The 13014-nt window shown below is 61.7% G+C and carries 14 protein-coding genes; 6 read left to right on the top strand and 8 right to left on the bottom strand.

Annotated features, from left to right (window positions below):
- The first annotated feature begins 85 nt into the window (after nt 1–85).
- The 4 genes from proS to D5400_RS14385 all read left to right on the top strand — a co-directional run bounded on the left by proS (nt 86) and on the right by D5400_RS14385 (nt 4176).
- Complete coding sequence (gene proS, locus D5400_RS14400) at nt 86–1417, top strand: proline--tRNA ligase (protein ID WP_126010646.1); 1332 nt, start codon at nt 86–88, stop codon at nt 1415–1417.
- Nucleotides 1418–1447: 30 nt separating this feature from the next.
- Nucleotides 1448–2767, top strand: a complete 1320-nt coding sequence (locus tag D5400_RS14395; RefSeq protein WP_126010645.1) for a lipoprotein-releasing ABC transporter permease subunit — start codon at nt 1448–1450, stop codon at nt 2765–2767.
- Between the two features lie 26 nt (nt 2768–2793).
- Entirely contained in the window at nt 2794–3486 is a 693-nt protein-coding gene (locus D5400_RS14390) for an ABC transporter ATP-binding protein (RefSeq protein WP_126010644.1), read from the top strand.
- A gap of 183 nt (nt 3487–3669) precedes the next feature.
- A complete protein-coding gene (locus D5400_RS14385; protein ID WP_126010643.1) occupies nt 3670–4176 on the top strand; it encodes a hypothetical protein in 507 nt (168 codons plus the stop codon).
- A gap of 21 nt (nt 4177–4197) precedes the next feature.
- Here the strand turns inward: D5400_RS14385 and D5400_RS14380 are convergent, their stop codons facing one another.
- From D5400_RS14380 to D5400_RS14365, 4 genes are all read right to left on the bottom strand, one after another.
- Nucleotides 4198–5436, bottom strand: coding sequence for a L,D-transpeptidase family protein (locus tag D5400_RS14380; RefSeq protein WP_126010642.1), 1239 nt, complete (start codon nt 5434–5436; stop codon nt 4198–4200).
- Between the two features lie 98 nt (nt 5437–5534).
- The gene (locus D5400_RS14375) at nt 5535–6836 is read right to left on the bottom strand and encodes a DNA polymerase IV (protein ID WP_483466337.1); all 1302 of its coding nucleotides are present in this window, start codon (nt 6834–6836) and stop codon (nt 5535–5537) included.
- Between the two features lie 97 nt (nt 6837–6933).
- Nucleotides 6934–7590 carry a hypothetical protein gene (locus D5400_RS14370; protein ID WP_126010641.1) on the bottom strand — a complete coding sequence of 219 codons (657 nt, stop codon included), beginning with the start codon at nt 7588–7590 and terminating at the stop codon, nt 6934–6936.
- A gap of 3 nt (nt 7591–7593) precedes the next feature.
- The gene (locus tag D5400_RS14365) at nt 7594–7905 is read right to left on the bottom strand and encodes a DUF3572 domain-containing protein (RefSeq protein WP_126010640.1); all 312 of its coding nucleotides are present in this window, start codon (nt 7903–7905) and stop codon (nt 7594–7596) included.
- Between the two features lie 108 nt (nt 7906–8013).
- Between D5400_RS14365 and D5400_RS14360 the strand changes: the two genes are divergently transcribed.
- Both D5400_RS14360 and D5400_RS14355 read left to right on the top strand, forming a co-directional pair.
- Nucleotides 8014–8385, top strand: a complete 372-nt coding sequence (locus D5400_RS14360; protein WP_126010639.1) for a response regulator — start codon at nt 8014–8016, stop codon at nt 8383–8385.
- Nucleotides 8382–9749 (top strand): PleD family two-component system response regulator, encoded by a 1368-nt coding sequence (locus D5400_RS14355; protein WP_126010638.1) that lies wholly within the window; start codon nt 8382–8384, stop codon nt 9747–9749. The genes D5400_RS14360 and D5400_RS14355 overlap by 4 nt, the downstream gene beginning before the upstream one ends.
- 543 nt (nt 9750–10292) lie before the next feature.
- Here D5400_RS14355 and rpmG read toward each other — a convergent pair.
- From rpmG to D5400_RS14335, 4 genes are all read right to left on the bottom strand, one after another.
- A complete protein-coding gene (rpmG, locus tag D5400_RS14350) occupies nt 10293–10460 on the bottom strand; it encodes a 50S ribosomal protein L33 (protein ID WP_126010637.1) in 168 nt (55 codons plus the stop codon).
- A 147-nt stretch (nt 10461–10607) separates the two neighbouring features.
- Nucleotides 10608–11774: an MFS transporter gene (locus tag D5400_RS14345; RefSeq protein WP_126010636.1), complete on the bottom strand. Its 1167-nt coding sequence runs from the start codon at nt 11772–11774 to the stop codon at nt 10608–10610.
- 20 nt (nt 11775–11794) lie between these two features.
- Nucleotides 11795–12538: an NUDIX hydrolase gene (locus D5400_RS14340; RefSeq protein WP_245451304.1), complete on the bottom strand. Its 744-nt coding sequence runs from the start codon at nt 12536–12538 to the stop codon at nt 11795–11797.
- Nucleotides 12539–12544: 6 nt separating this feature from the next.
- Nucleotides 12545–12994, bottom strand: a complete 450-nt coding sequence (locus tag D5400_RS14335; protein WP_126010635.1) for a DUF983 domain-containing protein — start codon at nt 12992–12994, stop codon at nt 12545–12547.
- Nucleotides 12995–13014: the final 20 nt, after the last annotated feature.

Raw genomic sequence — 13014 nt, 5'->3', positions numbered from 1 at the left:
GCGAAGCCGCTATGAACGCGCGTCTTTCCATCGCCAATTCGCCTGATTCCGGGGCTAGCCCAATCAGGTCACACCTGGACACGCCATGCGCCTCTCACGCTACTTTCTTCCCATCCTGAAAGAGATACCCAAGGAAGCGGAGATCGTTTCGCATCGCCTCATGCTGCGCGCGGGCATGATCCGCCAGCAGTCGGCCGGCATCTATTCCTGGCTGCCGCTCGGCAAGCGTGTGCTTGATCGTGTGAACGCGATCGTCCGTGAAGAGCAGAACCGCGCCGGCGCCATCGAGATCATGATGCCGACGATCCAGTCGGCGGATTTGTGGATGGAAAGCGGCCGCTACGACGATTACGGCAAGGAGATGCTGCGCATCGAGGATCGCCAGAAGCGCGCGATGCTCTACGGGCCGACCAACGAGGAGATGGTGACCGACATTTTCCGGTCCTATGTACGCTCCTACAAGAGCCTGCCGCTCAACCTCTACCATATTCAGCTGAAGTTTCGCGACGAGATCCGCCCGCGCTTTGGTACCATGCGCTCGCGCGAATTCATGATGAAGGATGCCTATTCCTTCGACATCGACAAGGCAGCAGCGGTTCATTCCTACAACAAGATGTTCGTTGCCTATCTGCGCACCTTCGCGCGGCTCGGCCTGAAGGCGATCCCGATGCGTGCCGATACCGGTCCTATCGGCGGCGATCTCAGCCACGAATTCATCATCCTGGCGTCGACGGGCGAGTCGGAAGTGTTCTGCCACCGCGATTTCATGGATTTCGAGATCCCCGGTGACGACACCGATTTCGACGACGTCGCCGGTCTCCAGTCGACCGTCGATCGCTGGACGTCGCTCTATGCCGCGACCTCCGAGATGCACGATGCAGACGCGTTTGCCGCTGTTCCGGAGCACTCAAAGGTTTCCGCGCGCGGCATCGAAGTCGGCCACATCTTCTATTTCGGTACCAAATATTCCGCCCCGATGAAGGCCACCGTGACTGGTCCGGACGGCAAGGATCACCCGGTCCACATGGGCTCCTACGGAATCGGCCCGACACGCCTCGTCCCCGCGATCGTTGAGGCGAGCCATGACGAAGGCGGCATCATCTGGCCGGCCGGCGTGGCGCCATTCGATGCGGTCATCATCAACATGAAGGCCGGCGATCAGGCCTGTGACGCGGCGTGCGAACAGGTCTATGCCGCAATGACCGCTGCTGGACTGGACGTGCTGCTAGACGACACCGACGAGCGGGCAGGCGGCAAGTTCGCAACGGCTGACCTGATCGGCGTGCCATTGCAGGTGATCGTCGGTCCGCGCGGCATTGCGGCCGGCGAAGTGGAAATCAAGACACGCAGCACGGGCGAGCGCGAGACGCTGCCGCTCGATGCGGCGATCAACCGACTGACTGCGACTGCAGGCTGAGCGCAACCGACGATCCAGGGGATAGCCGACATGAGTGACGCCACCGCCGTGCCGGACCATGCACCCGAGGAGCAGACGCGGCCTGTGTCGCGCTCTGCCGGCGCCTTTTCGGCGTTCGAGCGCATGGTCGCCTGGCGCTATCTGCGCTCGCGCCGCAAGGAAGCGTTCATTTCGGTGATTGCCGGTTTCTCCTTCGTCGGCATTGTCCTTGGCGTTGCCACGCTCATCATCGTCATGGCCGTGATGAACGGTTTCCGCACGGAGCTGATCGACCGTATTCTCGGCATCAACGGTCACATGATCGTTCAGCCGATGGACAGACCGCTCGACGATTATCGGGATCTGGCTGCTCGTTTCGAAGGCGTTCAAGGCGTCGAGATGGCGATTCCTCTGGTCGAGGGGCAGACACTTGCTTCCGGCTTTCAGGGTGCGGGTACCGGCGCGATCGTCAAGGGCATCAGCGCAGACGACCTGACGCGCATGACGACGGTTTCGGAAAACATCCGGTCGGGCGATCTCGTCGGATTTGCCGCGGGGCAGGGCGTGCTGGTCGGATCGCGCATGGCCGAAGCGCTCGGTGTCGGCGCCGGCGATGACATCACGCTGGTGGCCCCCGATGGCGACATTACCCCGCTTGGCGTAACGCCGCGGGTCAAATCCTACCCGATTTCTGGTGTGTTCGAGATCGGCATGTCGGAATTCGATGCGGCGATCATCTTCATGCCGCTTGAGGAAGCGCAGCTCTACTTCAATGCCGAAGGTCTGGTTCAATCGATCGAGCTGTTCGTCCAAAACCCCGATTTGGTTCAGGACTACCGCGCGGCCATCGAAGAGGCAGCGGGTCGTCAGATCTTCGTGACCGATTGGCGCCAGCGCAACCAGACGTTCTTCTCGGCGCTGGAGGTTGAGCGCAACGTCATGTTCATGATCCTCACGCTGATCGTGCTCGTTGCCGCGCTGAACATCATTTCCGGCCTGATCATGCTCGTGAAGGACAAGGGCCGCGATATCGCGATCTTGCGCACCATGGGTGCGACGTCGAGCTCGATCATGCGCATCTTCTTCATGACCGGCGCAGCCATCGGCGTCACCGGGACGATCGCGGGCGTATTGCTCGGCGTCATCGTCTGCCTCAACGTGGAGTCGATCCGCTGGTTCTTCTCCTGGCTGTCGGGCACGACGATCTTCGATCCGGAACTCTATTTCCTGTCGCAGTTGCCGGCCGAGATGGATCCGGGCGAGACGCTGTCGGTGATCCTGATGGCGTTGCTGCTGTCCTTCATCGCCACGCTGTTCCCGGCCTGGCGTGCTTCACGCCTCGATCCCGTCGACGCTCTTCGCTACGAATAGACCTCCGAACAGAATAGAAAATCCGCATGGTCCTCGATACCGCACCCTATGTGCTGCAGCTTCAGCAGGTCGAACGGCACTACAACCAGGGCGACACCGAGCTCGCCATTCTGCGCGGCGCCGACTTTTCGTTGAAGCGCGGCGAAATCGTCGCGCTCGTCGCGCCGTCGGGCGCAGGCAAGTCGACGCTGCTGCATGTGGCGGGTCTCCTGGAAAAGCCGGATGCTGGCGAAGTTCTTTTGGCCGGTGATCCCTGCTCCAACCTCACGGACGAGCAGCGGACCGATCGCCGGCGCAGCGATATCGGCTTCGTCTACCAGTTCCACCATCTGCTGCCCGAGTTCACGGCACTTGAGAACATCATGATGCCGCAGCTGATCGGCGGCCTGCCGGAAAAGGAAGCGTCGGAGCGCGCCGCGCAGCTTCTGGATTACATGCGCATCGGCCATCGCGCCGGCCACCGGCCGTCGGAGCTTTCCGGTGGCGAACAGCAGCGTGTGGCAATCGCCCGTGCCGTCGCCAATGCCCCGCTCATTCTGCTCGCCGACGAGCCCACCGGCAATCTCGATCCCGAAACGGCCGGCTATGTCTTCGAGGCTTTAGAGGCGCTGGTGCGTCAGTCCGGCCTCGCGGCATTGATTGCCACGCACAATCACGAACTGGCCGGTCTCATGGATCGCCGGGTGACGCTGAGCGAAGGCCTCGTCGTCGACTTCTAGAGAAGAAATCGCTTCATCTTTCGTGAAAATCGGCGTGGCCAGGAGCTGCGCCGTGCGCGTCAACACGCCTTTGTGATCTTCGCCGTCTTATCCCGCACGCATTGCTGCGCCAATTGGGATGCGGCGATCGATGCAGGGCACGCTCGTCAAATGACAAACGACACTCTGTCAGGAGACACGATCATGAAGCTTGTTCTAGCCTTGGTGCCCGCCCTCGTCATCAGCGTGAGCCTTCCGGCAGCGGCCGAAGACACGGCATTCATTGAAGGGCTGTCGGGCTCTTGGGCCGGCGAGGGCACGGCGCGGCGCACCGCCGACAGCGACCCGGTTGGCGTGAACTGCCAGTTTACGTCCAGCGCCGAGGCCCAGAGTTTCAGCCTCGATGGCACCTGTCGCGCCATGGCAATCATCCGCCAGAACGTCTCGGCGCAGCTGACGAACACCAGTGGCACCAGTTATGAAGGCATATACACCGGTCCCCGCGGCGGACAGTCGGCGCTTTCGGGCGCCCGCAACGGCAACACGCTCGATCTTCAGGTCGCCTGGGCTCAAGAAGTGAATGGCGACAGCGAGGCACGCATGCAGGTCGAAGTGCCCGACCCGGATTCCATGATCATCCGCACGATCGATACCAGCCCCACCACCGGTGCTGAGGTCGTGACGAGCGAGATCAGCCTCAGCCGCCAGTAACAGGCGCTGCGCTCGTCCCTGTCAGCCGCGCCGCGTTAGCACGATGAAGTCGGTGCCTTTGCCGGTTTCCGTGCCGAGGCCGTTGTCCGAGATGGCGAGCGACGAGCCGACCGTCAGCTCTCGCGACAGTCGATCGGAGATCGCTGGCGTGAGCTGCAGTCGGTCAAGCGTCGACGCTAGGTCGACTTGCGCGGCCGTCGGGGAGGCATCGGGTTCAAGTGCGGTCAATCCGGCGACCGAAGGGGCAGGCCGGTCCGACAAGGACAGTCCGGTCCACGTCGCCCTGCCAGCCGTGACGGCAGACACCGTGACCAGATGGGCTCCCAGCGGACGCTCCGGCGACTTCAAATGCACCGGCATGTCGAAAATCGGCACGAAATCACGCCGCGCGTAGAGATGCCCGGCAGGCACGTCGCCCTTGCCCGCCGCCTCGTACAAGGCGTCAATATCGGCCTTTGCCAGATAGCCGGATGGCGTGAGACCTGCTTCCTCTTGGAAACGACGCAGCGCATCGGCGGTGCGTGGCCCGGCGAACCCATCGGCGGCACCGGCATCAAAACCCAGCGTGTTGAGCAGTTGCTGCGCATCCTGGGTAAGTTCGCGGTGCGTGCGGCGCGTGAGGAAGAGCCGCAGCGGCGATCGCGGCGGTTCGGCCGATCCGGCATCGGTCGCCGTTGCAGTCATCTGATCCGCAGACGCCACCTCCACCCCTTCCGCATGCGGATCATGCGTGTCCAGCCGAAGTTCCAGATTGCCCGCCATCAGCCGGTCGTAGGGCGTAAGCGCGTCGGGCAGGGCGCGATGTCGGATCGGCCGAGGCCGGATGCTTTCATGTGTGACGACAACATGGGCCTGCAGCTGCGTCATCGCAAAAAGATCGCGGGCGAAGTCATTCGGCATGCGCACGCAGCCGTGGGAAGCCGCATAGCCAGGCACATGATTCGAGGCGTGGAGCGCGATGCCGGACCAGGTCAGCCGCTGCATATGGGGCATCGGAGCGTTCGAATAGATATTCGACCGGTGGAACGTGCGCTTGTCCAGGATCGAGAAGATGCCGGTCGGCGTCGTATGGCCAGACTTGCCACTGGAAATCGGCGAGGAGGCAATCTCGTCAAGGCCGGAGAAAACAACGAGCCGCTGCGCGTCGAGCGACACGCAGATCGTCAGCGGTTCCTTGCTGCTTGAAGCGACCGCTTCGCGCATGCCGCCGGACGCCAGCAGGGAGACGGACAGAAGGCCCAGAAAAGATCGTCGATCCATGATTTCATACTCGATACAGACAAGGGATCGTCCTCAGTCTGCCCGAGATAGATTTCCGGAATCTTGCGATTGCCGAGTGATCCGTTAATCGGGAAAAATCAGGCGTCGTCACGTTCCGGGCGCCCGCGATTTCCTCGGCCGAACGTATAGCCCGTTTCGACGCTTGCACGCCCGAATTTGGCGCGTACGCTGTCCATGGCGCTTTCTGCCACGGCCCGGCGGCCTGCCAGAGGATCGACGAGATCAGGCATGTCCGCGCGGGCAAGGTCGGTGAGGTCAGAAACGCCGATCCCGAGCAGCCGGAATTTCGTTCCGTCCATTTCCTTTTCCAGCAGAGAAAGTCCGGTGCGAAAGATCCGATCGGCATAGCGCGTCGGGTCGTCCAGACGCCGGTTGCGGGTGCGAATGCGAAAATCGGCCGTCTTCAACTTCAGCACCACGGTCTGCCCGGCGATGCCCGATGCCTTCAATCGATGGGCCACCGTTTCCGACAGCGAGCGCAGAACCGGCACGAGATCGTCGGGACGGCCGAGATCGCTGTTGAAGGTCGTTTCCGCCGAAACGCTCTTGGCAGCCTCGCGGGGTTCGACGACCCGCTCGTCGCGCCCGCGTGAGAGCCGGTAGAGCCGTTGCCCCATGGAGCCGTAGCGCGCCATGAGAACGCCTTCCTCCATGCGTTGCAACTGGCCGATCGAGCGGATGCCGTCGGCGGCAAGCTTGTCGGCGAAGGCTTTGCCCACGCCCCAGATCATCGTCACGGGCTTATCGGCCAGAAACTCGAGTGCCTCGGCTTCGCCGATCACAGCAAAGCCCCGCGGCTTGTCGAGATCGGACGCGACCTTGGCGAGAAACTTGCAGTAGGAAAGCCCGACCGAGACGGTGATGCCGATCTCGTTCTGCACGCGCGTCGCGAAACGCGCCAAGGTGCGGGCAGGGCTGTCCCGGTGCAGCTTTTCCGTGCCCGTGAGGTCGAGAAATGCTTCATCGATCGAGATCGGCTGAACAAGCGGCGTCAGCGCTTCCATCATCCGCCGCACCTCTCGGCCGACTGCGACGTATTTCTCCATGTTCGGCTTGATGACGATTGCTTCGGGGCAGGCCTCGAGCGCCTTGAACATAGGCATGGCCGAGCGAACACCGGAGATGCGGGCAATGTAGCAGGCCGTTGAAACGACACCGCGCTTGCCGCCGCCGATGATCACCGGCTTATCGGCAAGTTCCGGATTGTCGCGCTTTTCCACCGCTGCATAAAAAGCGTCGCAGTCGATATGGGCGATCGACAGACGGTCGAGCTCGGCATGACGCACGATGCGAGGGCTGCCGCACGCCTGGCAGAACCGGCCGCGCGAAACGGCCGGCCACAGGCAATCCCGGCAGAAGCTCAAGACGGCGTCACCCATGGCGCGAGATTGGCGTCCTCTGGAACATAAGTTGAACATGCGCACGATAAGCGCTAGCGTTCAGATGCTCAAGACGTTGAGACACCGAGTCGGAGCGTCAATTCTCAAGAAATTCGAGGATCAGATCACGCGTCTCGTTCCAGTCCTTCGCCATCGCAACCTTCTCGCCAGGATGCGGCGCCAGAGCGCGGAATGTGTCGTTGGCCATCAGGTTGATCAGGAAAGCATTTGGCAGCCGGTCGCGCACGGAGTGGAGATTGTGGAAGATGTCGTCGATGAATACGACCTTGGTGTCGCGATCCCCGTGGATGAGATGAAGCACCGTGCCTTTTTCGTCTTCGGTCGCGATCATCGGGTAGGACATGTCGTGTGCGTCGAGCAGGGCGCGTCGAACGGCGAAATGGCGCGGCGGCATCGCCGTCAGAAAAACGATGTCGGCGTGACGCTTCAAGGCGGCGAGCGTTTCGGCGGCGCTGGCCACCGGTGTTTGCCAATCATGCTGCTCAACGAAGAACGCCTCGATGCTGGCCGAAATGTCCCGATCCGATACAGGCGTGCCATCGTCTCGCCGGTAGACATTGCCATGCAGTCGGAAAGACGAGGGGCGCAGCTCAAGTCCCTTGTGATCGAGATAGGCGATGAAGGGCGTGACGAATTCGAGCACGACTTCATCGACATCACAGACGATCAGAGGGCGGCTGGAACGCGCAACCCAGTCGAACTGGGCAAGATCTTCGGGAAGGACAGCTGGCACCGGTCAGAAGCTGTTGGTGTCGAGGCCAGGCGGGCCGGACAGGGCCCGGTGGGCGCGTGCAACGTGCTCGGGCTTTTCGCCGGTCGCCGCGCAGAAGTCCATCAAGGTCCGCTCGTGGTCCATCAGGAAGTCGATCAGAGCCAGATGAAAGCCAGGCTCACCGGCCGACTGGCGCAGGGTCGACACGCTCATGCCGGTCAGCGACAGAAAGCGGCCGAGAAGCTCCGGTTCGTTCGCCAGCCAGCCAAGTATAGAAATCGCGATCGTCTCGGCTTCAGTCCCGTCTTTTCCGGGTTGTGTTGCATTTGATGCCAAGAGTTTGCTTTTCCTCAACCAGATGCCGATACGGTAGAACAGTGAAGGGAGCGGCTTTCGCCGGCGACGAGACGTCCAAGCCGAAGTGAACCGCTGATGGGAGTATCTATGCCCAAGACCGTTTTGATTGTCGAGGACAACGAGCTGAACATGAAGCTGTTCCGCGACTTGATCGAGGCGTCCGGCTACGAGACCATCCAGACCCGCAACGGGACCGAAGCGGTCGATCTCGCCCGCGCCCACCGCCCCGATCTTATTCTGATGGACATCCAGCTTCCGGAAGTTTCCGGTCTCGATGTCACCAAATGGCTGAAGGCCGATGACGAGCTTCACTCGATCCCGGTCATAGCTGTAACGGCTTTTGCCATGAAGGGAGACGAGGAGCGCATCCGCCAGGGCGGTTGTGAGGCCTATATTTCGAAGCCGATCTCCGTGCCGCGCTTTCTCGAAACGATAAAGACCTATCTGGGTGAGGCATGACCGCGCGCATTCTCGTCGTTGATGACGTACCGGCCAACGTCAAGCTTCTCGAAGCCAGGCTGCTCGCCGACTATTTCGAAGTTCTGACAGCTGTCGACGGACCGAGCGCACTCAATGTCTGCGCCGCGACACAGGTCGATCTCATTCTTCTCGACATCATGATGCCCGGCATGGATGGCTTCGAGGTCTGCGAGCGGCTGAAGGCGAACCCGCGCACCGCACATATTCCGGTGGTGATGGTGACGGCGCTCGATCAATCGGAAGATCGGGTGAGGGGGCTGCGTGCAGGCGCCGACGAGTTCCTGACAAAGCCAGTCAACGACATCCAGCTCATGACGCGGGTGCGCAGCCTGCTGCGCCTCAAGGCGCTTGGTGACGAGCTGCGCATGCGCGCCGAGACTGCTGAGCTGATTGGCACGCAGGATCTGATCAACGGCGTCGACGGCATGGACAAGGCCCATGTCCTGCTCGTCGATGAACGCGTTAGTGCCCAGGAGCGCGTCACCCGTATGTTGGCACCGATTGCCGAGGTCGTGTGCATGTCCGATCCGCAGGCGGCGCTGTTCGAGGCGGCGGAACGACCTTACGATCTTGCCATCATCAGCGACAATTTCACCAACTACGATCCGTTGCGGCTTTGCTCGCAGCTGCGCTCGGTGGAGCGCACGCGCTTCCTGCCGGTGATGCTGATGGCTGAAGCCGGTTCGCAGGCTCTCGTCACGCGCGCGCTCGAACTCGGCGTCAACGATTACATCCAGCGCCCGATCGACCCGCACGAGCTTCTGGCGCGTGCCAACACCCAGATTAAGCGCAAGCGCTACAACGATCACTTGCGCAGCAGCGTGCGCGCCACGATCGAACTGGCCGTCACCGATGCTTTGACGGGCCTCTACAACCGACGTTATCTCGACACCCACATGCCTGTTCTGGTCGAGCGCTCGAGCAAGCGGGAAAGACCGCTTTCGGTCTGCATGATCGATCTCGATCGCTTCAAGTCGATCAACGACAACTTCGGGCATCAGGCCGGCGACGATGTGCTGCGGGAACTGTCGCGCCGCATCAAGCAAGCCGTGCGCGGTGCCGATCTCGCCTGCCGTTATGGGGGCGAAGAGTTCGTTGTCGTAATGCCGGATACCGACGGTACCCTAGCCGCAGCTGTCGCCGAGCGCCTACGCGTCAGCATCGAGGCCGTGCCCTTTCGGGTCAACGGCCGCGCCGAGCCTCTCTCGGTCACTGCCTCGCTCGGCATCGCGACGCTCAAGGATGGTGAAGCGGCTGCAAGCAGCGTCTTTCAGCGCGCGGACGAAGCGCTCTACACGGCCAAGCGCAGCGGTCGCAACCGTGTGGTCGCAGCAGCAGCCTAGACCTGCTCTCATCATTCCACAGTTAGGCGGAAAAAACCGCGGGTCGCTTGTGACGAAAGCGTCAGAGTGAATCGTGAAGCCGTCCGAGCATCACGTCAGTGTCACTAGACTTGGTGCTCATAGCTGTAAAAAATTCTATACACGGTTTTGCATGTATCGAAAGTCGCTGAAAGCCCCCACAATTAACCAAGGTCCGGTGCGCTTTAGAAAGTGCTTAACGCAAGATTGATTTCCTAGGGTTTTTGGGCGAAGCTTCAAGGGTGAGGCGTTGGGACACTTCACCTAAAAAGATAACCCCGTGATGTTCAGGTCCGCCGCATCTCCTGGGTCATGGGGTCGGTCGATCAGAGCGCTCGATCAAACGTGGCATCCTCGTACCACGTCGAGCGCCTGATCGACCCCTTTTTGTTGGCGCGGCCACCAGCTGTCCAGTCACTCACGTCACCAAGTTATCTTCGAAACGACAAAACCCCGGACGCAAAGTCCAGGGTTTCCAATGCTCATCCGACGAAGTCCACGCGGCGTGCCGCGCAGAACGAAGACTTACTTGATCTTCGTTTCCTTGAACTCGACGTGCTTGCGCGCGATCGGGTCGTACTTCGTCTTGTTCATCTTGTCGGTCATGGTACGGCTGTTCTTCTTCGTGACGTAGAAGAAGCCGGTGTCTGCCGTCGAAAGCAGCTTGATCTTGATTGTGGTTGCCTTGGCCATGGGAATTCCTGCTCGTCAAAAACGACGCCGCGGACAGCCGAAGGGCTCCACGGCGCGAGAAACTTGGGGCGATACCTACTGATTGTCCCGCGGATGTCAAGGTCGATTGGGCCCCGAAGGTCGTGTTGGAGCCTTGTACCCAGGGTTTCAGCCCCGCGCGGGTCCGAAAATCATACGCCCGAGCGTCAGGAGCACGTAGAGGCTGAAGAAGAATCCAAGCGCAATCGCGAATCCATCCGTCCCGAAGATGTCCATGGCGATTCCGATGGTCTGCGGCCCGATAAGAGCACCGAGCGCGTAGCAGAGGATGAAGGCGGCATTGGCGGCTGCAAGATCGGCGCCTTTGAGCGAGGCGCCAAGATGGGTCAGGCCGACCGTGTAGAGCCCGCAAACGACGCCGCCCCACACGAAGAGCACCGCCGCCATCAGCCACCAGCCTCCCACGATGAACGGCAGTGCGGCAGAGCCTGCAAGCCCGATCAGAGCCAGCAGCGTCAGCAAGATGCGCCGGCTCTTCACCCGGTCGGCGACAAGGCCGATAGGGATCTGCAGCAGCACGTTGCCGAGGCCGATCGCCGTAAGCAGAAGCGCACCCTCCGATTCGGTGAAGCCGGTGCGCGCCGCATAGATGGGGAACAGCGCCAGCCCGCCCGCTTCGACGGCACCGAAAACAAAGACGGCGGCAGTGGCCGTCGGCACCAGAAAGACGTAGCGCAGAAAACTGCGCCGAGGCTTCTCTTCGATCCGCGGCGCTTCGTTGCGCGCCAGCGCGATGGGAATGACCGCCGCGAGCACAATGGCGGCGCCGGCCGCAAAGGGTAACACCCCCTGGCTTCCGATCATGGCGAAGATCAGCGGGCCTGTTGCAAAACCGAGAGCCAGAACGGTGCCATAGACACCAAGTACGAGCCCGCGCCGCTCCGGCGGTGCCGCGGCGTTGATCCAGAATTCCGACAGGATGAACACGATGGTGACGGCACCGTGGAACACCACGCGAAGCGGAAACCATGTCCAGAAGGGTTCTGCAATATAGAAGCAAAGGCCGCTTGCCGCAGCGAGGCAGAGCATCACGATCATGGTGCGCGCGACGCCGAACCAGTGCGCCAGCTTTGGTCCAAGCGGAGCGGCCGCGATCGATGCCAGGCCGGCAAACGCCGTATTGAAGCCGATCATCGAGGAGGAGATGCCGCGTCGCTCCATGATGACACTGAGCAGCGGCAGGCCAAGGCCGATGGCAACGCCGACAGCGCCGATGGCCGCAAGCGCAGCGATCAACGAGGACCACCGGATCGTCGTACCGACCTCGGACCGCATGGTGTTGCTCCGCATGGAATTCAGATGATGTCGCGCACGAAGGTGCCGTGCTTCACGTAGTAGAAGGGGACCGGTTGATCGAAAGGCAGGTCTGGGTGCGAGGCCAGCGCATCCTGGAGATCGCCAATGATCGTGCGGGTAATGCGCGGCAATTGCATCCCATCGACATCGTCAAACCCGATCCAAGTGAGATCCTGCAGTTCCTCGCTGTCGGCAACGTCCTTCGGGTCGGCGCCGATCTCGTCGAGGAAACAGGCGAAGAACCGCGTGTCGAACCGCCGGCTCTGCCGCGGTGGCGTGATCGCCCGTGCGACGTAGCGAAGGAATGAGAGGTCCGGTGCCAGCCCGCGTTCTAAGAAGCCAGTCCAGTCGGAATGAAGGCCGACCTTGCCGTTGCCGGCAATCATGAGCCCGGCCTCTTCCGACGTCTCGCGAACGGCGGCAACCGCCAGCGCCTGCGCCCGAGCGGCGGTCATGGCACGATCGGTCCTCGCCATGAGGCGCTCCGTCACGGTCTCTTTCAGCGGCCTGGCGACGCCGACCCGCGAATCGGCGCGATCGCGACGACCACCGGGAAACACGTAGAAATTGGGCATGAAGGTGTGGGCGCGAGCGCGCTTGCCGACGAGAAATCGGATCTCAGGACCAGCACGATCGATGAGTATGATCGAAGCGGCATCCTTCGGCTTCAAGAGGGGATGCTCGCCGGAGGTGATATAGCGTGTGCCTGCCCGGGGCGCCTGGTCGCGCGCCATGCCGCTCATGTTCGGTCAGGTCCGGCTCTCATCGGGCACCTCGTCCAGCGGATCGTCCTCGCCGCCGAAGCCATGCATACGCAACGCCCATTGCAGTCCGATGACGCCGCCTTTCAGCGGCTGCATGCTCGCAACAGTCATGATCAGTGTCACCGGAATCCAGAACGCAAGCGCCTGCCAGGATGTCCAGTCGACCACGCGTTCCCCGAACATGTACCCGGCGACCACGATGTGGCCGACGATGAAGATCGCGAGATAAGGCGGCAGATCGTCGGACCGATGATGGTGCATCGCTTCGCCACAGGAGGCGCAATGATCGACGGGCTTGAGGAAAGCGCGAAACAATTTGCCTTCGCCACAGGCGGGGCACTGACATTTCAGACCGCGCATGATCGATCCGCCAAGCGCACGAGGAGCATCATCATGCCGGTCGTCTGCCGCGTGCGATTGTCCGAATGTCTGCATCTCGACGGTCTCTTTTCATG

The organism is Georhizobium profundi (genome assembly GCF_003952725.1).
Classification (GTDB): Bacteria; Pseudomonadota; Alphaproteobacteria; order Rhizobiales; family Rhizobiaceae; genus Georhizobium; species Georhizobium profundi.
The sequence above is the reverse complement of the archived record's forward strand: the minus strand, read 5'-3'. Positions and strand labels throughout refer to the sequence as shown.

Excerpts from the sequence above, each read along its gene's own strand:
- rpmG (WP_126010637.1), bottom strand. The coding sequence starts at position 10,460 with ATGGCCAAGGCAACCACAATCAAGATCAAGCTGCTTTCGACGGCAGAC.
- D5400_RS14345 (WP_126010636.1), bottom strand. The coding sequence starts at position 11,774 with ATGCGGTCCGAGGTCGGTACGACGATCCGGTGGTCCTCGTTGATCGCT.
- D5400_RS14355 (WP_126010638.1), top strand. The coding sequence starts at position 8,382 with ATGACCGCGCGCATTCTCGTCGTTGATGACGTACCGGCCAACGTCAAG.
- D5400_RS14395 (WP_126010645.1), top strand. The coding sequence starts at position 1,448 with ATGAGTGACGCCACCGCCGTGCCGGACCATGCACCCGAGGAGCAGACG.
- D5400_RS14340 (WP_245451304.1), bottom strand. The coding sequence starts at position 12,538 with ATGAGCGGCATGGCGCGCGACCAGGCGCCCCGGGCAGGCACACGCTAT.
- D5400_RS14375 (WP_483466337.1), bottom strand. The coding sequence starts at position 6,836 with ATGGGTGACGCCGTCTTGAGCTTCTGCCGGGATTGCCTGTGGCCGGCC.
- D5400_RS14380 (WP_126010642.1), bottom strand. The coding sequence starts at position 5,436 with ATGGATCGACGATCTTTTCTGGGCCTTCTGTCCGTCTCCCTGCTGGCG.
- D5400_RS14335 (WP_126010635.1), bottom strand. The coding sequence starts at position 12,994 with ATGCAGACATTCGGACAATCGCACGCGGCAGACGACCGGCATGATGAT.
- D5400_RS14360 (WP_126010639.1), top strand. The coding sequence starts at position 8,014 with ATGCCCAAGACCGTTTTGATTGTCGAGGACAACGAGCTGAACATGAAG.
- D5400_RS14390 (WP_126010644.1), top strand. The coding sequence starts at position 2,794 with ATGGTCCTCGATACCGCACCCTATGTGCTGCAGCTTCAGCAGGTCGAA.
- proS (WP_126010646.1), top strand. The coding sequence starts at position 86 with ATGCGCCTCTCACGCTACTTTCTTCCCATCCTGAAAGAGATACCCAAG.
- D5400_RS14385 (WP_126010643.1), top strand. The coding sequence starts at position 3,670 with ATGAAGCTTGTTCTAGCCTTGGTGCCCGCCCTCGTCATCAGCGTGAGC.